This window comes from Exiguobacterium sp. s131 (assembly GCF_018617345.1).
Taxonomy (GTDB): Bacteria; Bacillota; Bacilli; order Exiguobacteriales; family Exiguobacteriaceae; genus Exiguobacterium; species Exiguobacterium profundum.
Window position 1 is genome coordinate 1,755,268 of the sequence record NZ_JACSJX010000001.1, and the last position, 18,995, is coordinate 1,774,262.

Annotated in this window: 14 protein-coding genes and 1 pseudogene; 1 reads left to right on the top strand and 14 read right to left on the bottom strand. The window is 50.3% G+C overall.

Annotation, left to right across the window (positions count from 1 at the left end; genetic code table 11):
• Positions 1 to 37: 37 nt before the first annotated feature.
• The 5 genes and pseudogenes from dtd to secD form a co-directional block, all read right to left on the bottom strand.
• On the bottom strand, positions 38 to 481 hold the full coding sequence (gene dtd, locus KNO69_RS09110; RefSeq protein ID WP_031421442.1) for a D-aminoacyl-tRNA deacylase: 444 nt from the start codon (positions 479 to 481) through the stop codon (positions 38 to 40).
• 16 nt (positions 482 to 497) lie between these two features.
• Positions 498 to 2,687: a RelA/SpoT family protein gene (locus tag KNO69_RS09115; protein WP_214817447.1), complete on the bottom strand. Its 2,190-nt coding sequence runs from the start codon at positions 2,685 to 2,687 to the stop codon at positions 498 to 500.
• 188 nt (positions 2,688 to 2,875) lie between these two features.
• Entirely contained in the window at positions 2,876 to 3,394 is a 519-nt protein-coding gene (locus tag KNO69_RS09120; protein ID WP_074037462.1) for an adenine phosphoribosyltransferase, read from the bottom strand.
• Between the two features lies 1 nt (position 3,395).
• Positions 3,396 to 5,753, bottom strand: a complete 2,358-nt coding sequence (gene recJ, locus KNO69_RS09125; protein WP_251124892.1) for a single-stranded-DNA-specific exonuclease RecJ — start codon at positions 5,751 to 5,753, stop codon at positions 3,396 to 3,398.
• 36 nt (positions 5,754 to 5,789) lie between these two features.
• Positions 5,790 to 8,007, bottom strand: a pseudogene (gene secD / locus KNO69_RS15325) (protein translocase subunit SecD).
• A gap of 211 nt (positions 8,008 to 8,218) precedes the next feature.
• Between secD and zupT the strand changes: the two are divergent.
• Entirely contained in the window at positions 8,219 to 9,079 is an 861-nt protein-coding gene (gene zupT / locus KNO69_RS09140) for a zinc transporter ZupT (RefSeq protein WP_214734043.1), read from the top strand.
• Between the two features lie 35 nt (positions 9,080 to 9,114).
• On the opposite strand, the gene KNO69_RS09145 is transcribed toward zupT, so the two are convergent.
• The 9 genes from KNO69_RS09145 to KNO69_RS09185 all read right to left on the bottom strand — a co-directional run bounded on the left by KNO69_RS09145 (position 9,115) and on the right by KNO69_RS09185 (position 18,938).
• Positions 9,115 to 10,887, bottom strand: a complete 1,773-nt coding sequence (locus KNO69_RS09145; protein WP_214817451.1) for a methyl-accepting chemotaxis protein — start codon at positions 10,885 to 10,887, stop codon at positions 9,115 to 9,117.
• Positions 10,888 to 11,379: 492 nt separating this feature from the next.
• On the bottom strand, positions 11,380 to 11,658 hold the full coding sequence (yajC, locus tag KNO69_RS09150) for a preprotein translocase subunit YajC (protein WP_074035337.1): 279 nt from the start codon (positions 11,656 to 11,658) through the stop codon (positions 11,380 to 11,382).
• Positions 11,659 to 11,742: 84 nt separating this feature from the next.
• Positions 11,743 to 12,888, bottom strand: coding sequence for a tRNA guanosine(34) transglycosylase Tgt (gene tgt, locus KNO69_RS09155; protein ID WP_015881169.1), 1,146 nt, complete (start codon positions 12,886 to 12,888; stop codon positions 11,743 to 11,745).
• On the bottom strand, positions 12,885 to 13,943 hold the full coding sequence (gene queA, locus KNO69_RS09160; RefSeq protein WP_483297352.1) for a tRNA preQ1(34) S-adenosylmethionine ribosyltransferase-isomerase QueA: 1,059 nt from the start codon (positions 13,941 to 13,943) through the stop codon (positions 12,885 to 12,887). The genes tgt and queA overlap by 4 nt, the downstream gene beginning before the upstream one ends.
• Before the next feature lie 3 nt (positions 13,944 to 13,946).
• A complete protein-coding gene (ruvB, locus tag KNO69_RS09165) occupies positions 13,947 to 14,948 on the bottom strand; it encodes a Holliday junction branch migration DNA helicase RuvB (protein WP_078146571.1) in 1,002 nt (333 codons plus the stop codon).
• Positions 14,949 to 14,958: 10 nt separating this feature from the next.
• Entirely contained in the window at positions 14,959 to 15,546 is a 588-nt protein-coding gene (gene ruvA / locus KNO69_RS09170; RefSeq protein ID WP_074037474.1) for a Holliday junction branch migration protein RuvA, read from the bottom strand.
• A 93-nt stretch (positions 15,547 to 15,639) separates the two neighbouring features.
• On the bottom strand, positions 15,640 to 16,719 hold the full coding sequence (gene nadA / locus KNO69_RS09175; RefSeq protein ID WP_214817453.1) for a quinolinate synthase NadA: 1,080 nt from the start codon (positions 16,717 to 16,719) through the stop codon (positions 15,640 to 15,642).
• A complete protein-coding gene (gene nadC / locus KNO69_RS09180) occupies positions 16,682 to 17,551 on the bottom strand; it encodes a carboxylating nicotinate-nucleotide diphosphorylase (RefSeq protein WP_214817455.1) in 870 nt (289 codons plus the stop codon). The genes nadA and nadC overlap by 38 nt, the downstream gene beginning before the upstream one ends.
• A complete protein-coding gene (locus KNO69_RS09185; protein ID WP_214817457.1) occupies positions 17,505 to 18,938 on the bottom strand; it encodes an L-aspartate oxidase in 1,434 nt (477 codons plus the stop codon). Before KNO69_RS09185 ends, nadC begins: the two co-directional genes overlap by 47 nt.
• Between the last annotated feature and the right edge of the window lie 57 nt (positions 18,939 to 18,995).

Genomic DNA, 18,995 nt, shown 5'->3' on the forward strand with positions numbered 1-18,995 from the left:
CTATATGCTTCATGATGCCGAATCAAGCCGGCATCTGTCAAGCGTTTTTTTCGAGCATGAGTGTGACCGGTCCGTCATTGACGAGGGCGACGTCCATCATCGCTCCGAAGCGTCCCGTTTCTACGACGAGCCCATTCGACCGGAGTCGCTCATTGAATTTTTCATAAAGCGTCTCAGCCATATCCGGTTTTGCGGCCTTTGTAAAAGCAGGTCGCCGCCCTTTCATCGTGTCTCCATATAAAGTGAACTGAGAGACAGATAAAATTTGTCCGGACACGTCTTGAATCGATAAGTTCATCTTTTCTTGATCGTCCTCGAAGACGCGAAGTCCGGTCACCTTGTCAGCGAGCCAGTTCACTTCCTCTTCTGTATCTTCATGTGTCACACCGACGAGAAGCAAGTACCCGGCGTTGATTGCCCCGACGACTTCTTCCTCGACTGTGACTGATGCTTCTTTCACTCGTTGCAATAATACACGCACGTTCCTCTTCCTTTCGTCACGTCATCATGACTCGGCTGACCGAATACACGTCTGAGATTTGTTTGATGCGCTCGACGACTTTCTGCAAATGGTTCACGTTCGGAATCGAGATGGTCATCGAGATGCGGGCCTGTTTGTTTTGGTCGCCCCGACCACTGACGGCCACGATATTTGTATTCGTCGCCGATACTGCTTGAAGGACGTCGTTTAAGAGACCTGAGCGATCATATCCTGTGATTTCGATGTCGACATTATAGTTCTTCTCTTTCGCTTGTCCGACTTCCCATTCGACGTCAAGGAGACGCTCTGGGTGTTGTTCGTTGACAATGTTCAAGCAGTCTTTCCGGTGAATTGAGACACCGCGTCCACGGGTGATGTATCCGACGATTTCATCCCCCGGTACCGGGTTACAACAACGGCTCATGCGAACGAGCATGTTGTCGATGCCTTTGACCGTCACGCCCGCTTCCGTCGTTTTCTTCTTCGGTGCCTGACTGACTTTCAATTCGCTGATGGCTTCCGACAGTTCGAGTTTCGGTTCTTTCCGCTGCTTCTCCGTCAACTTATGTGCGACTTGTGCGGCAGTGATGCCTTGATAACCGACAGCGGCGTACATCTCTTCCTCGTTCCCGAAGTTGAACTTCTCGACGACGATACTGAGTGCAGGTTCATCGATAATCTCTTTCGGTTCAAAACCAAGTTTCTTAATTTCTGCTTCGACGAGATCTCTCCCTTTTTCAACGTTTTCTTCACGTTGCTGACGTTTGAACCATTGACGAATCTTGTTCTTCGCCTGGCTTGAAACAGCGAGCTTCAACCAATCCTTACTCGGTCCGTAACTATGCTTCGACGTGATGATTTCGATGATGTCACCAGTCTCGAGTTTGTAGTCGAGCGGTACCATCCGGCCGTTCACTTTCGCACCCGTCATCCGGTGCCCGATCTCCGTATGAATCCGGTACGCATAGTCAATCGGGACTGAGCCCTTCGGCAACTCGAATACGTCTCCTTTTGGTGTGAAGACGTACAGCATGTCGCTAAAGAAATCGACTTTGAGGGATTCCATGAATTCCTCGGCATCCGTCGTATCCTTTTGAAGTTCAAGAATCTCACGAAGATGGGCGATCTTCTCGTCGAATCCGTTCGTCGAGACGTTTTTCCCTTCTTTATACGCCCAGTGTGCCGCAATCCCGAACTCAGCGATGAAATGCATGTCTTTCGTCCGAATTTGAACTTCGAGCGGCTCACCTTTCGGTCCAATCACTGTCGTATGGAGCGACTGATACATGTTCGGCTTCGGCATAGCGATATAATCTTTGAAACGTCCCGGCATCGGCTTGTACTGGGTGTGGATGATTCCGAGCACGGCATAACAATCACGAATCGAATCAACGATAATGCGGACCGCCATCAAATCGTAAATTTCATTGAACTCTTTTTTATGCTTCACCATCTTGTTATAGATAGAATAGATGTGCTTCGGTCGACCGTTCACGTCGGCATCGATATGCACTTCCTCAAGAACCCTGTTCACTTCCGTGATGACAGAGGTGACGAGTGCTTCTCGTTCCGTCCGTTTCTGTTTCATCATCGAGACGATCTTGTAGTATTGCTGTGGGTTGATATAACGTAACGAAATATCCTCGAGCTCCCACTTGATTGTCGAAATCCCCATCCGGTGTGCGAGAGGCGCAAAGATTTCAAGCGTCTCTTCCGCTTTTTGGACTTGTTTCTCTTTCGGCATATGCTGCAGTGTCCGCATATTGTGGAGCCGGTCCGCAAGTTTGATCAAGATCACGCGCACGTCTTCTGCCATGGCGATAATCATCTTCCGGTGGTTTTCAGCAAGTTCTTCTTTTTTCGATTTATATTTAATCTTACCAAGTTTCGTGACGCCATCGACGAGCATGGCCACGTCTGGACCAAAATCGTCCGTCAATTGCTGTAACGAAACATCCGTATCTTCGACAACATCATGCAAGAGCGCTCCAATAATCGTTGTGGCGTCTAAGCCGATATCAACGAGAATGCCGGCCACTTGGACCGGATGGAGAATATAGGGCTCGCCCGAACGTCGGAACTGACCGGTATGATGAAGTTTTGCGTATTCGTAAGCGCGTTTCACTTCGGCTATATCGTCGTCACCCATATACTCCCCGAGCGCGTCGAGAAGATCCTCAATACTTACGATTTGTTTTTTGGTCATAACATTCGACACCCTTTTTCTAACCGCTCCAATCGCCTCGGATTCGTCGCAGCATGGTAGTAGTTTGTATTCAAGATTCTGTGATTTTTATAACCATTATCGAAAAAATCTGACGACCTGTCAAAGGTTGTAGGTTATTTTCCTTAAAAACTATTCAAAAACGGGAAGCATATCGCTTCCCGTTCAAATTAGTCTTCGTAGCGGATGAGTGAGAACACGTCGTATCCTTCAAGACGCTCACGTCCACCAAGTCCATCGAGTTCGATCAAGAACCCGATTCCTGCCACAACACCACCGAGTTGTTCAATCATTTTAATCGTTGCTTCAATCGTACCACCTGTTGCGAGCAAGTCATCCAAGATGACGACTTGTTGTCCAGGTTTGATTGAATCTTTGTGCATCGTTAAAATGTCCGTTCCATACTCAAGACCGTATGACACTCGTACTGTCTCACGTGGTAACTTTCCTTCTTTACGTACTGGTACAAACCCGAGTTCGAGCGCATACGCTGCCGGGCAACCAACGACGAATCCGCGTGCTTCCGGACCAGCGATCAACTCCGCTCCACGTTCACGTGCATAAACGACGAGCTCATCTACTGCTTTCTTGTAGACTTCGCCATCTTGCATGAGTGACGTGATATCTTTGAAGCTGATTCCTTCCTTCGGGTAATCTGCTACTTCTTTAATATGCTGTTTGAAATCCATTTTATGTGTATGCCTCCTGCATCTTGTTCGATCGCAACGATTGTAACCGCTCTTTGAGCTCCGCCAATGACGCGTATACGAAACGCTCTTCGAGTTGTTGGCGCCCAATCCGGCGTTGATAGCACGGCGCCTCGGTCAAATCGCGTTTCGGTGCTTCTGGATTGACTCCAGGCAGTCCGTCTTCCATTGTAACAAGAAATTCGAGTTCAGAGAATACTTGATGCATAAATTGAATCGTATTTTTTGACCATTTTCGCTCTTTTGACAGACGAATCAGGTTTTCACGTAGATTTTTCCGTTCGCATGTTGCCATATGGACATAATACGTTCGGAAATCCTCACGGGACGGAAGACGTTCAAAGAACGAGTCTCCTTGACCGAAGGCACAATAAATGCGTTCAATCCCTTCATGAAGTTTTTCTGCGAGCACCTCTTCATCGTCCGGAAGATCGAGCAGAACGACGAAACGGTTGAGCGGTTCATCTCCTTCATGGAGTGGAAAATCTTCGTTCGTCCCTTGGAAAGATAAAAATGACGTCTGTTCTTTCGGCAAATCTTTCAACTCTTGCATTGATTTTTTCTTCCCACGATAGTCAAACACTTGGAAGTCATCGACCCGTAAATCTTGAATCATGAGCTGCGGTTTACGCATTCCGTTCCATTCGTTGACTTGAAGACTTCCCATCACCGAGATATGAGCCATCTTTGAAATCTCTGAAACAACGTGGCCGAATCCAAATCCGATGCCATCGAGCTCACGCTTGTCTCCGGCGAGCTGTACTTTCAAATGGGTGGCGTCACGTCCGATTTGGCGAATATCACGCAGTTTCGCATCTGCGACGACGACACGAGGGGATGGATTCCCCATACCAAATGGCGCGAGCTTTCCTATTTCTGAGATCAAGTCGAGCGAGACGTCGTTGACGGAGAGTTTCAAGTCGACGTTCACCCGTGGCACAAACACTTCATCCGGGATGGACTCCGCCTGACGGTTCAGCCGCTCTCGTAGTTCGGCGACGTGTTCCGACTGAAGGGTCATCCCGGCCGCGGCTGGATGTCCGCCAAAGTGTGGCAAAATATCTTCATTCTTCGAAAGTTCCTTGAAGAGATCAAACCCTTCAATCGAGCGACCCGACCCTTTCGCCTTACCCGTCTCAGGGTCGTGGCAAAGGAGGATGACTGGACGATAGTACGCCTCGACGAGACGAGATGCGACAATCCCGACGACGCCAGGATTCCACTTCTCACTTGCCACGACGAGTACACGGTCCTCGGTCATCGATGCTTCGACGAGTTCTTTCGCTTCAGCAGCGATCGTCTTGACGATGTCTTGACGTTCTTTGTTTTGCTTATCGAGCTGTTTCGCTAGCTCGAGCGCTTCCTCCACATGTTCGGCTAAGAGCATTTGTAATGCCGGCATCGCTGAATCGAGTCGACCTGCGGCATTGATGCGTGGACCGAACGCGAAACCGACCGACTCTTCGTTCAATACGCTGTCAGCGAGACCACATACTTCACGTAATGCTAAAATACCTGGACGTTTTGAAGCCTCGAGCGCAGCAATCCCCTTCTTCGCGAGCAACCGATTCTCTCCGTCGAGTGGGACGAGGTCGGCAATCGTTCCGAGGACGGCCAAATCAAGAAGTTCTTCCGGCATTCTCCCTAAAACGGCGTGCGCCACTTTGAGGGCGACTCCCGCACCGGCGAGTTTATCGTATGGATATCCCGGGTCGATATGCGGATGAATGATTGCATAGGCGTCCGGCAATGTCTCTTTTGGCTCGTGGTGGTCCGTGATGATCAAATCGACGCCAAGGTCTTTTAAGAGTGTCGCTTCTTCAATCCCTGAAATTCCGCAATCCACCGTGATGACCAAAGTGAATCCCTCGTTCGCCGCCCATTGGAACGCTTCTTTGTTCGGTCCATATCCTTCTGTGAAACGGTTCGGGATATAACACTCGGCCATGACACCGATTTCGGTCAACGCATGCCACATGACGGATGAGGCACTGACCCCGTCGACATCGTAGTCACCATAGATGAGCACCATCTCCCCATCGTCTGCTGCCTGTTTGATGCGGGTGACGACTTTCTCCATCTGTTCAAACAAGTACGGGTCATGAAAGACGAGTTCATCCTCGGCATACAAGAATGCCTTGGCCGCTTCTACGTCTTGATGACCACGCTGAACGAGCAACGTCGCCAGTTGTGCTGATATATTTAATTCGTTTTGTAAACGCGTGACGTCGTCCGGATTCGTTTCCGGATAGAGCCACTGTTTCTTCGAATGGTACATGTCCTTCACTCCAATCAATTGTAGATTATAGCAGACCGCGTGAAAGATGTGCCGTCTTGACATTTGAAAAGGTCTCCCGATTGAAGGGAGACCCACTTGTTACGCCTCTGTGACCGGCGTATCTTTTTTCTTGTTGATTGTCGTCCGTTTGATGAGGAGCCATAAATACGATGCAATGAAGATCGAAGAATACATCCCCATGAAAAGTCCGACGATGAGCGCGAGCGAGAAGCTGCGAATCGATTCAGCACCGAACGCATACAAGGCGATGGCTGTGACGAGTACCGTAACGACCGTATTCACGGACCGAACGATTGTCTCTTGAATCGACTTGTTGATGATCGACTCATAGACGTCCATCGACTTGATTTTTCGTTCCTTTTCATACGACGTGATGTTCTCGCGGACCCGGTCGAACGTTACGATCGTATCGTTGACCGAGTAACCGATGATGGTCAAGATCGCGGCGATGAAGTACAAGTTGACCTCGATCCCAAAGAGCGAGAACGCGACGATCATGAAGAAGGCATCGTGTAACATCGCGATAACAGTTGCAAGTGCATATGAGAATTGGAAACGCACCGTGATGTAGAGAATAATCCCGATCGAAGCGACGGCTACCGCATACAAAGCATTTTTCGCCAAGTCACGACCGACTTGAGCCGAGACGGTGCTGATGTTCGGGTCGTTCCCGAATTGTTCAGTGAACGCCGTCTTGACGTTCGCGACTTCCTCTTGGCCCAATTGCCCAACGAACGTCACGTATGCCAAGCGACCTTCATTTGCATATTGGACGCTTGAAATCTCTTGGTCAACTCCGGCATCGTTAAACGCTTGCGTGAATTCTTCTTGCGACACACGTTCTTCCGTTAGTACTTCGACCCGCGTCCCTGAAGCAAAATCGATTCCGAGGTTCAACCCACGGAAGAACAAGAGACCGATTCCGAGAACGACGATTGCCGTCGAAACCAAGAACATCGTGCGCATATGTTTCACGTAATTCCATTCAGTAAGCTTAAAGTTCACGGATTTCACTCTCCTTCACACCAAACCATCCTTTGCGTTTGTCGAACAGACGACTTGAGACAAGGAGGTGCATCAAATAACGTGAGATGAATACGTTCGAGATGAACGTCATCCCGATTGAGATCATGAGCATGACAGCAAATCCTTTGACCGAGCTTTGTCCGAAATAGAACAAGACCGCAGCCGAGATGAGCGTCGTCAAGTTGGCATCGATGATCGTACTGAGGGAACGACGGTTACCTGCACGGAATGCCGATAAGACCGATTTTCCAGAGCGGAGTTCGTCTTTGATTCGTTCCGCGGTAATGATGTTCGCATCGACTGCCATACCGACCCCGAGGACGAGTGCTGCAATCCCTGGAAGCGTCAATACCGCATTGATTCCGTTGAAGAACAACATGATCAAGTTGATGTACAGAACAAGCGTGATGATCGATACGAGTCCTGGGAGACGATAGAAGAACAACATGAACAGGAATACGGCGATGATTCCGATTGTTGCGGCAAATACCGTTTCTTCTAAAGCATCTTGACCGAACTGGGCCGACACGGATGTCGAGTAAATCTCATCTAGTTTGACCGGGAGCGCCCCTGCGTTCAAGATGTCCGCAAGGCGTTGACCGCTTTCCGCGTCAATTCCACCACCTGAGATGATGGCTTTATCCGATAAGATCGGGCTCGTTACCGAAGCATCTGATACAATCTTCGAGTTCTCTTTTTGAACTTCTTCCTCATATGTGTCGCCCTCTTCATAGTCGAGCCAGATGACCAGACGGTTCTCAGGAGCTGGGCGTTGTGCAATCTCGGATGTCACTTCGCCAAACTTGTCGGCCGATTGGAGTGTCAGCTCAACGACCGGTTGTCCTTGTTGGTTGTAGCTGAGCGCTGCCCCACGCGGCGCCAAGTCTTTCCCATCGAGCAAGACGTTGTCGTTCACGTCACGGAATGTCAATTGTGCCGTTGACGAGAGAACCTCGCGCGCTTCGTTTTGGTTCGATACGCCCGCGAGCTGGACGCGGATGCGATTGTTTTCTTCGATTCGAACGTCCGGTTCGGAAACTCCGAGGACGTTGATTCGGTTATTGATGGCGCGAACGGTTGCATTCATCGCCGACTCGTCGATGACGTCGCCGTCTTCGAGCGGTTGTACTTCATACAAAACTTCGAATCCACCTTTTAAGTCGAGTCCGAGGTTCGTGTTCTTGACGACCCATGGTGTCGTGAACACTGCGAGCAGGATTGTCGCAATCATGATGATCGCAAAAATCGCAATGTTGCCTTTTTTGTACATACGACTATTTCCTTTCTAAACCACTGTTCTTGATAAAAACTTCTCTCGTTAACATTACAAATTTTCTAAACATTTATCAATCATTTTCCTAAAATTGTAACGACCTTAACGGATTGTTCGACTGAGTTTGCATATAAGACTAAATGTTGCGCATGGGCAAAACTTCATGTATGATGTAGCTAACATCAAAACATCAAAGGAGTCTTTCCATATGGACAGCACAGTTATTTATGCCTTTCTCCTTACTCTATTCGCCGGTCTAGCGACCGGAATCGGGAGTATGATCGCATTCTTTGCGAAACGGACGAACACGGCATTCCTCTCCATCTCGCTTGGATTTTCCGGAGGCGTCATGATTTACGTGTCGTTCATCGAGATTTTCCCGAAAGCGCTCGAGGAACTCGTCGGCGCTCACGGAGAATATACGGGTACAATCTACACCGTTCTCGCATTCTTCGGTGGGATGTTCTTGATTGGCATGATCGATAAGTTCATTCCGAAAATGGAGAATCCACACGAAGTAAAGTTTGTCGAGTCGATGCAGAATGACCCGACAACACATGAACTCGCAACGACGACGACAAATGAAGCGGCTCCAATCAATCATCCGGAGGTACAAAATCGACTTAAAAAAATGGGGATTTTCATGGCACTCGCCATCGGGATTCACAACTTCCCAGAAGGACTTGCGACGTTCGTCTCGGCACTAGATGACCCGACCGTCGGCTTAGCCATTGCCATCGCCATCGCCCTACACAACATTCCGGAAGGGATTGCCGTCTCCGTCCCGATTTATTATGCGACGGGCTCACGGAAGAAGGCGTTCAAGCTTTCGATGTTGTCAGGGCTTGCCGAGCCAGCTGGAGCGGCCATCGGATTCTTGTTACTCATGCCGTTCTTGAGCGACACCGTCTTCGGACTCTTGTTCGCGGCGGTCGGTGGCATCATGGTCTTCATCTCGCTTGACGAATTGCTCCCTGCCGCCCGTGAATACGGACACGCCCATCATTCCATGTATGGGATGGTTGCTGGTATGATCGTCATGGCGACAAGTCTAATCCTATTAATGTAACGAACAATGCCCTGACGCGCGCGTCAGGGCATTTGTTATGTCGTTTTAAACACATGGACGACATCTTTTAATTCAGACGACATGTGACTCATCGTTTCAGCGATGCCGTTGATCTCTTGGATGGCGGCAAGCTGTTCTTCGACGTTCGCACCGGCTTCTTCGACGCTTCGCTGTGTCGAGACGGCGTTTGTCGACATATCTTCAACAGAGACGGCAACTTCAGTCGTATTGGCACTCACTTCTTCTGTCGCTGCCGCAATCTCACTCATTTGACGGGACGTCTCTTCGATGACCGATACGATCTCACGGAACGCCTCGGCCACTTCTCCCATTTGCGATACCCCATTCTCCACATGTACGCTCGATTCTTCGAACGCTGATTCGACTTGTTCCGTGTCACGTTGAATGTCACGGACGACGGTCTGTATTTGAATGGCGGATTGTTTCGATTCCTCAGCGAGCTTTCTCACTTCTGCCGCGACGACGGCAAACCCTTTTCCGTGCTCACCCGCACGTGCTGCTTCAATCGCCGCGTTTAAGGCAAGTAAGTTCGTCTGTTCCGTGATCGCCGTGATCGAACGGGTGATTTTCTCGATTTCAAGCGATTGGTTCGATAGACGGTTCACCATCTGTTGAGTGAGCTCGTTGGCACGGCGAATTTCTTGCATCCGTTTCTCTGCCAATTGAACGGTCTCAAGTCCACCGTTCGCCGCCTCGAGTGTATGTATCGTCTGCTCATTCACACCTTGTGAGGCCGCAGCGATTTGATTCAATCCATCCACCGCTTGATTGACGCCAATCGTCCCTTCTTCTGCTCGCTTCGAGGATCCTTGCGCAGCCACGTTCATCTCTTCGAACAACCGGGACACGCCTTGGGTCGTTGTCGCGACATGGTCTGTGCTTGCGTAAAGTTCTTCAGAATATGCAGTCACTTTGTCCGACGCTTCACCAACCCGACGAATCAAGCCGACCAGATTATGCTTCATTTCATTGAACGCCGTAACCAGGTCTCCTAGTTCATCGTTTGAGGCGACTTCGATATCTTCTCCAGTCAAATCCCCTTCTGCCATGATGCGTGCTTGACGACCGAGTCGATTGATCGGTTTTAGGAAAAGCCGTTGTAGCGCAAGTAAGGAAAGAATCCCGATCACGACACCACCAACACTGATGAGGAGCATCCAAAGGATTGAACTTTCTGCATCTGCTTGTACCGCTTTCGTCTCAGACTCGAGGAGCTCCCCTTTGTATTCGACAAGGTCGGTCACGGTCATGCGTACCCGATCCGTCGTCGGTGTCACACTCGTGTTGAGAACGGTTTTGAAGCCGATTTCGTCTTGTTGTTGACGAAGTTCGACGGCACGATTCATCTCACGGTCTAATAGCTCGTTAAATTTCTCCAAATCTCCCAACCAAGACAAGATCTTCTCATCTGAAGAAGATGCCTTGAGTGAAGCCATCAATTCGTCTCGTTGTTCTTGAACTCCCTGGAGACTGATGAGCGTCTTCGGATTGGCTACAAGCATATAGTAGTTCAAGTAGCGTTCGGCATCCGTCACCGCTAATGATAGATTCTCTGCAAGCAGCATCTCCTGCGTGCCTTCACTGAGGACCCGGTCATAGGCGGCAGTCGATTGTCTCAATTGATAAGATCCGAGCGCGCCGACAATGACGAGCGCAATGATCGTCGGAATGAGCGCGATGGACATACGTCGTCTCAGCGACGAGCGTCCTCTCTGTTTCGTACCATTTCGTTTTATGCTCCATCCTTTCCACTTCTTCATCTGTTTAATAAATCGTTTCACGTCCATGTCATTCGTTCTCCTTCATCTCGGATTTCTTCTCAACTTGAGATTAGTGCAAACGTTTTCATTAATCAAATCGATTTTTCGAAATGAGGTGGATAAATTTTGAATCGGATTCGTTTTGACAAAAAGAAGTCATCTTTATATGCTTTAAATCGTAATAATTACGTTTTGAAAGGATTCTCTATGATTGTGGAAAATACGAAGTTATTAATCATTGGTGCTGGTGTACACGGAATGACCCTCACCTTCACATAAACAAGGCGGGTATTTGGAGGATTTGATCATTGGCGATCGACTCACTGACCCGTTAGCGAACTGGAAACAACAAACGGTATCCATCTCCATGTTGCATCTGCATTCGACCCGTGTGCATCACGATTCTTGGTCCGTTCTCAAGAGCCATCTATGGTGGACAAGAGGCCGCTCGTAGAATTCTCCCCCAACTTCTAGCCACACAAAAAAGCGTCTGACCATGATGGTCAGACGCTTACTTGCTTATTCCTCAAATGAGGCATTCGCTTTTTTCACGACTTCCGCAACTGCGCTTCGGTTGAAACGGAGAAGCGATTGATCGCATTTCAAAACGACATGTGTGTCTTCGATTTGATGAACGACGCCGTGTAAACCGCCGATTGTGACAACGCTGTCGCCACGCTCGAGGGCGTTTTGCATCGCTTGTACTTCTTTTTGGCGTTTCGTCTGTGGACGAATCAAAAGGAAGTAAAATACGACGAAAATCAAGATCATTGGTAATAACGCAACGAGTGTTTCCATGAGTAACATTCACCCTTTCCTTCAATATCAGGTTCATTATACCGTGAAACTGAAGCATTGTCACACAATGTCCGACATGATTGCTTAGAAATTCTTCGCGTTCGGCTTGTTGTAGCCGTATTCTTCGAAGAACTCTTCTTTGAAATCGAGCAAGCGGTCTTCACGAATCGCTTGACGAACCTGCTCCATCAACTTCACGAGGAAGTGAAGATTATGTGTCGTACACAAGTGAAGACCAAACATCTCATCCGCACGAATCAAGTGGTGAACGTACGCACGCGAGTAGTTCTTACACGTATTGCAGTCACACTTCTCATCGATTGGACCAAAGTCCGTCTTATATTTCGCTTGTTTGATCGTGACGCGACCTTTCGACGTCATGAGCGTTCCGTTTCGTGCGATGCGAGTCGGCAGAACGCAGTCGAACATGTCGATTCCGCGAATCGACCCTTCAATCAACGCATCCGGTGAGCCAACACCCATCAAATAACGTGGTTTGTTCTCTGGCATGAGCGGTGTCGTGAATTCGAGGGCACGATACATGACATCTTTTGGTTCACCGACCGAGAGACCACCGACCGCATATCCTGGGAAATCAAGAGAGACGAGGTCTTGGGCGCTTTGACGACGAAGGTCCTCATACTCTCCACCTTGGATGATGCCGAAGAGCGCTTGGTCTTCTGGACGTTCGTGTGCCTCGAGGCAACGTTCCGCCCAACGGCTCGTCCGCTCGACCGACTTCTTCATGTATTCATGCGTCGCCGGATAAGGCGGACACTCATCGAATGCCATCATGATGTCCGATCCGAGCGCGTTTTGAATCTCCATCGCCTTTTCCGGTGACAAGAACAACTTGTCGCCGTTCAAATGGTTACGGAAATGAACGCCTTCCTCTTGGATATTTCGGAGGTCGGCAAGTGAGAACACTTGGAATCCACCCGAGTCCGTGAGGATTGCCCCGTCCCAGTTCATGAACTTATGAAGTCCACCGGCTTGTTTGATGACCTCATGTCCTGGACGAACCCAAAGGTGATACGTGTTCGACAAGATGATGTTCGCACCCATCGCCTTGACCTGTTCAGGTGCCATCGTTTTGACGCTCGCTTGCGTCCCGACCGGCATGAAGACCGGTGTCTCGAACGACCCGTGCGGCGTATGGACGATTCCGTGCCGCGCTCCGGTCTGTTTGCATGTGTGGATGTGTTCGTATGTGACTGCATGTTTTGTCATTTTGTTACTTCCTTCCTCGTGATGAGCATCGCGTCTCCAAAGCTGAAGAAGCGGTATCGTTCTGCGACCGCAGTCCGATAAGCGTTTAAGATGATGTCGCGCGTCGCGAATGCCGAGACGAGCATGACGAGCGTTGATTTAGGGAGATGGAAGTTCGTGATCAATCCATCGATTGCCTTTAACTCAACACCAGGGTAAATAAAGATATCCGTCCAGCCCGATGACTCGACGAAGTCCCCGTGATCTCGCATGATCGTCTCAAGCGTGCGCGTCGATGTCGTCCCGACCGCAAAGATGCGACCGCCATTCGCTCGAATCTCTCGAAGCGCAGCTGCCGATTCAGCCGACAACTCGAAATATTCACTATGCATCGTATGTTCCTCGATAGAATCAGCCGTCACCGGACGGAACGTCCCGAGGCCGACGTGAAGTGTGAGCGGGATCAACCGGACACCTTTCGCTTTGGCCGCTTCAAGCAGTTCCTCAGTGAAATGAAGACCGGCTGTCGGAGCGGCCGCACTGCCTCGTTCACGGGCATAGACCGTCTGATAACGGTCTTGGTCATCGAGTTGTTCGCGAATATACGGCGGGAGCGGCATCGTTCCAAGCTCGTCTAAAATCTCATAGAAGATGCCGTCGTAGTCAAACTTGAAACGACGTCCACCTTCTGGGAGCTCCTCGACGCATTCTGCGCGGAGAAGACCGTCCCCGAACTCAACGATGGAGCCGACACGAACTTTTTTCGCCGGTTTGACGAGTGCTTCCCATACATCATCTTCCGTCTGCTTCAACAAGAGCAGTTCGACTTTCCCGCCTGTTTCTTGCTTTGCCCCAAAAAGGCGTGCCGGTAAGACGCGCGAATCGTTGACGACGAGCGCATCCCCCTCGTTCAAATAATCGAGCACGTCACGGAAGTGGCGATGCTCGATGTCCCCTGTCTCGCGGTCTAATACGAGCAAGCGTGAGCTTGTCCGATCAAGCAATGGGACTTGCGCAATCAACTCTTCTGGCAATTCAAAATCATAATCGTTTACGTTCAATTGAATGTCTTGCATACCTTACTCCTCTTCCTCTTCATAACCAAAATGCGACTTGGCAAACTGTGTGATCATCCGTCCTCGCGGCGTGCGCTGCAAGAATCCTTGTTGCAATAAATAGGGCTCGTAGACATCCTCAATCGTCTGAGCGTCCTCACCGATGGTCGCAGCGAGCGTCTCAAGCCCGACCGGTCCACCTCCGAACCGCTCCACCATGGCTCTTAGTAACCGATGATCGACTTCATCGAGTCCGAGCGCATCGACGTGTAGCCGGTCGAGCGCATCAGATGCGAGCACTGGATCGATTTCTTTCGTACCAGCCACTTGTGCGAAATCACGGACACGACGCAAGAGACGGTTTGCAACTCGTGGCGTCCCTCGTGAGCGTTTCGCAATCGCACCGCTCGCCTCAGGTGAAATCGAGAGACGGAACAACTGGGCCGTCCGGCTGACGATGGCCGCTAACTCATGTGTTTCGTAATATTCGAGCTTCAACGTGACGCCGAAACGGTCACGTAAAGGCGCCGACAACATCCCGGCCCGTGTCGTCGCCCCGACAAGCGTAAACGGTGGTAGGTCGATGCGGACGCTACGAGCCATCTCCCCTTGCCCATAGACGATGTCGAGACAGTAATCTTCCATCGCAGGATAGAGGATCTCTTCAATCGTCCGGCTCAAACGATGAATCTCGTCGATGAACAAGACGTCTCCCGGCTCGAGTGTCGAAAGGATTGCGGCCAAATCACCCGGTCGTTCAATTGCCGGTCCTGCTGTCGTCTTAATTCCGACGCCCATCTCGTTGGCGATGATTTGGGCGAGCGTCGTCTTCCCGAGTCCCGGGGGACCGTATAAGAGCACGTGGTCGAGCGTCTCACTACGAAGTTTAGCGGCCTGAATGAAGACCGACAAATTGCCTTTCGCCTTTTCTTGCCCGATATATTGCTCGAAGCGCTGCGGACGTAAGCTCCACTCTTCAGAGTCTTCATATTGCTGATGAGATTGTGACAACAATCGTTCGTCCATAGCTTCCTCCTTATTTCAGTAACAGCTGTAGCGCGCGTTTTATGTACGCGTCGGTCGTCAATATTTCTCCGCTCAATGCTTTGCGGACTTTTAGGATTTCTCGTTCAGAGTAGCCGAGCGCGACGAGCGCCTCACACGCCTCATCGAGTTCAGATGCACCTTGGGCAAACAACCCTTCGTTCGGCACATAATCCGGTGCGAGCTCGGATAACTTCCCTTTCAAGTCGAGCGCCATCTGTTTGGCCGTCTTCTTGCCGACTCCCGGGAATTTCGTCAAATACTTCTCGTTCTCGGTTTCAATCGCATCGATCAACGCGTCGATATCGCCGGACGCGACGATGGCAAGCGCACCTTTTGGTCCGATCCCGCTCACGCTGAGGAGTTTATTGAACAGCTCACGCTCACGACGTGACCGGAAACCGTATAACGTCTGTTGGTCTTCACGCACATAATGATGCGTAAACACGATTACATGTTCGTCTTGTTCACGATAAAAAAACGGGTTAGGCACATGTACTTTGTAGCCGACGCCCGAGACATCTAACGTTATATATTCCGCACACACATAGGCGACGGGTCCTTTTACGAATTCAATCACGATGTACTCTCCTTTTTGGTCGGAAAAACTGCATTTATTGTACCATAATGGGCGACACGAAAAAAGGACAGGCGTTTACCTGTCCTGAAGCGATTACCGTGCAAGCATTCGTTCAAGTGCGCGTTTCGACCACTCTGTCGTCTCATGATCGACGCGAATGACGTTCACAGGGTCCGTCTCGAGTGACTCGAGCGCCCAGAGAAGATGTGGCAAGTCGATTCGATTCATAGTGAGGCACGGACACATGAATGGGTTCAACGAGACGATATCAAGATGTGGGTACGTTGCCGCCAACCGGTTGACGAGGTTCATCTCCGTTCCGACCGCCCACTTCGTCCCAGGTGCACTCGCATCAATCTTGTCGATGATATATGACGTCGATCCCGCCTCGTCTGCCAATTGGACGACGTCAAACGTACACTCCGGATGGACGATGATGCGACGATCCGGCTCACGGTCACGGAACGCCTGAATTTGCGATACCGTGAACTTCTCATGGACAGAACAGTGTCCCTTCCATAGGATGACTTTCACTTGATCGTCTTCGCCTTCTGAGACCAATTCTTCACGGAGCGGATCCCAAACAGCCATCGCCTCGAGCGGAATGCCGAGGTCGAACGCCGTGTTCCGCCCGAGATGCTGATCGGGAAGGAACAAGATGCTTTCACCTGCCTCAAGCGCCCACCGGACGATTTCATGGGCGTTCGACGATGTGACGGTCGCCCCACCGTGACGACCAACGAACGCTTTGATGGCCGCTGTTGAATTGACGTATGTAATCGGGATGATGTCCTCTCCAAATCGTTCCGTCAGTTCTTCCCAAGCAATCTCCGTCTGATCGATATCGGCCATGTCTGCCATCGAACAGCCGGCACGCATATCAGGTAAGACGACAATCTGGTCGTCCCGTGTCAACATGTCTGCCGTCTCTGCCATGAAGTGGACACCACAAAAGACGATGAATTCGGCTTCGCTCATCTGTTCTGCGAGTCGTGCGAGCTGGAGCGAATCCCCTGTCGCGTCCGCGAATTGAACGACCTCGTCTTTTTGATAATGATGGGCCGGTAAAAAGAGACGAGTCCCGAGTCGGTCTTTGACCGCCTGAATCCGAGTCTCCATCTCCTCCACTGACAGGTTAGCGTACGTCGGTGGGAGTGTTCCGAGTAGTTGCATCTTTCATTCCTCCTTGTAAATTCAAACTGCAATCGAACGCGCGGACCGAATGAGTCAATTGACCGAGCGAGATGACATCGATGCGAATGCCTCGATAATCGTCAATCGTGTCGAGTGTGATCCCACCAGACACTTCAATTTTGATGTGTGTCGGTATATGACGGACCCATTCCCTCAATTCATCTGGCGTCCGATTATCAAGCATCACGATGTCCGGATCGGCTTGAACCGCCTCCATCAGATGTTCGAACGACTCGATTTCGACTTCAATCGGGGTCGTATGACCGACACGCTCACGCGCGACTTGAATCGCGTTCGTTACACCACCCAGTGCGACGATATGATTGTCTTTGATCATGACGGCGTCATCGAGTCTTAAACGGTGATTGTATCCCCCACCGACACGTACGGCGTACTTCTCAATCATCCGAAGTCCCGGAGTCGTCTTCCGTGTATCGGTCACGTGAATCGAGTCATCGTGTAACGCGTCCACGCACTGTCGTGTCATCGTCGCAATCCCACTCGTATGTTGGATGACATTCAACAGCACACGCTCCGTCTCTAAAATTGCGCGTGTCTTTCCTCTCAAGACGACGAGCTCGTCTCCAGGGACAACCGCTCTCCCGTCTTCTTGGCAAAAGACCAATTCAAGCCGCTGCATAGTTGCCAGCTCTTCTACGATTGGCTTCCCACAGAAAATGCCCTGTTCTTTGGCAACAATCGTTGCGATCGACTCGTCCTGTGCATCAATCAGCGCACTCGATAAGTCCCCATAACCGATATCTTCAATCAAGAACTGACGTAGCTGTTCGCGTAGGTATATCGTGTTCATCATACCGCTCCATTTCGAGGATGCTTTGCGCGAGAAGACGCGCCGCATCGAGTTGTAAAGTTTGTTCACTTAATTGTCTTGTCACGTGTTTCGTCATGGTCAACGTTTGGGTATTTTGTAAGAAACCTTTCAATTCATCAAGACTTGGTGAAATCGTCAACCATCTTCCAATTTGAGCACGGAACGCTTGAAACGCCAAAGGTGAGATGTCGTACACCAGCGTCTCCTTCGTCACCATAGCCGTCCTATTCAAACGCACCGCCCGCGCGACTCGTTTTCCAAACACCCAACATTCCAAAAGTGAGTTCGAGGCTAAACGATTCGTCCCATGTATACCCGCATCCGCCACTTCACCGACGGCATATAATCCGTCAACGCCTGTCCGTCCCATATCATCCACTTCGATTCCACCCATATGAAAATGGAGACCTGGACGTACCGGAATGCGGCGAGGATCAATCCTAAGTTTGTCACATGTCAAAGCAAGTTTTGGAAACCGTTCACGAAGCCGTGTCACGTTTGTCGTATCGAGATAGACCGTTCCCATCCGTTCTGTCAGTACCCGTGCCACGTCATCTCGAGGCGCGAGACTCCCGAGCGGATGATGCGCCATCACGTGATTCCCTTCGTCATCAACGAGCGTCGCTCCGGCTCCCCGGAGCGCTTCGGTCACGAGGTGAGGCGTTTCGGTCGCCAGTAAGGTGGGGTGAAATTGGATCCGCTGTAAATGTGTCAGCTTGGCCCCACATCGATTTGCCAGAACGAGACCATCACCGGTCACGGTACGCGCGTTTGAAGTCCAATCGATCAGCCCACCGATGCCACCTGTCGCCAATACGACAGCGCCGGCTTCAATTCGAATGGGCACTTCATCACGAAACGCCATCGCGCCGACGACTTTCCCGTCTTTCGTAATGAGATCGTGCACGAGCACCCGTTCCAATACGTTCACGTTATCAGGCATCGACTGACGCAATTGCCTCATGACATGACGTCCCGTCTCGTCGCCACCGACATGAAAGATCCGATTCAATCGGTGTGCGCCTTCTCGTCCGAGGGCATAGCCGCCCTCTTCATGATCGAACTGGACACCGAATCGTTCCATTTCTTCAATCGCTTGACGCCCTTCTTCTACGAGAATGTCGACGCGCTCAGCGAACGATGTGTTTTTAGAAGCGAGCATCGTGTCTTCTTTATGGGCCGTACTCGATTTCTCAAGATACGCGCTCGCAATCCCGCCTTGTGCCAAATCGGAGTTACTGTCTGTCATCTCACCTTTTGAGACGAGAAGAATGGAGAATGATTTTGATAGATGCAAAGCCGTTGCGACGGCGGCAAGTCCCGTTCCGATAATCAAAATGTCAGTTTTCTCTATGTATAAAGACACTTGTAAATCACCTGTTTTTCATATGTAATGTTGACTTGTAAACTAGTTTCGCATAAT

Coding starts and splice junctions, on each gene's coding strand:
- KNO69_RS09115 (WP_214817447.1), bottom strand. CDS start 2,687: ATGACCAAAAAACAAATCGTAAGTATTGAGGATCTTCTCGACGCGCTC.
- KNO69_RS09120 (WP_074037462.1), bottom strand. CDS start 3,394: ATGGATTTCAAACAGCATATTAAAGAAGTAGCAGATTACCCGAAGGAA.
- recJ (WP_251124892.1), bottom strand. CDS start 5,753: ATGTCAAGACGGCACATCTTTCACGCGGTCTGCTATAATCTACAATTG.
- zupT (WP_214734043.1), top strand. CDS start 8,219: ATGGACAGCACAGTTATTTATGCCTTTCTCCTTACTCTATTCGCCGGT.
- KNO69_RS09145 (WP_214817451.1), bottom strand. CDS start 10,887: ATGGACGTGAAACGATTTATTAAACAGATGAAGAAGTGGAAAGGATGG.
- yajC (WP_074035337.1), bottom strand. CDS start 11,658: ATGGAAACACTCGTTGCGTTATTACCAATGATCTTGATTTTCGTCGTA.
- tgt (WP_015881169.1), bottom strand. CDS start 12,888: ATGACAAAACATGCAGTCACATACGAACACATCCACACATGCAAACAG.
- queA (WP_483297352.1), bottom strand. CDS start 13,943: ATGCAAGACATTCAATTGAACGTAAACGATTATGATTTTGAATTGCCA.
- ruvB (WP_078146571.1), bottom strand. CDS start 14,948: ATGGACGAACGATTGTTGTCACAATCTCATCAGCAATATGAAGACTCT.
- nadA (WP_214817453.1), bottom strand. CDS start 16,719: ATGCAACTACTCGGAACACTCCCACCGACGTACGCTAACCTGTCAGTG.
- nadC (WP_214817455.1), bottom strand. CDS start 17,551: ATGAACACGATATACCTACGCGAACAGCTACGTCAGTTCTTGATTGAA.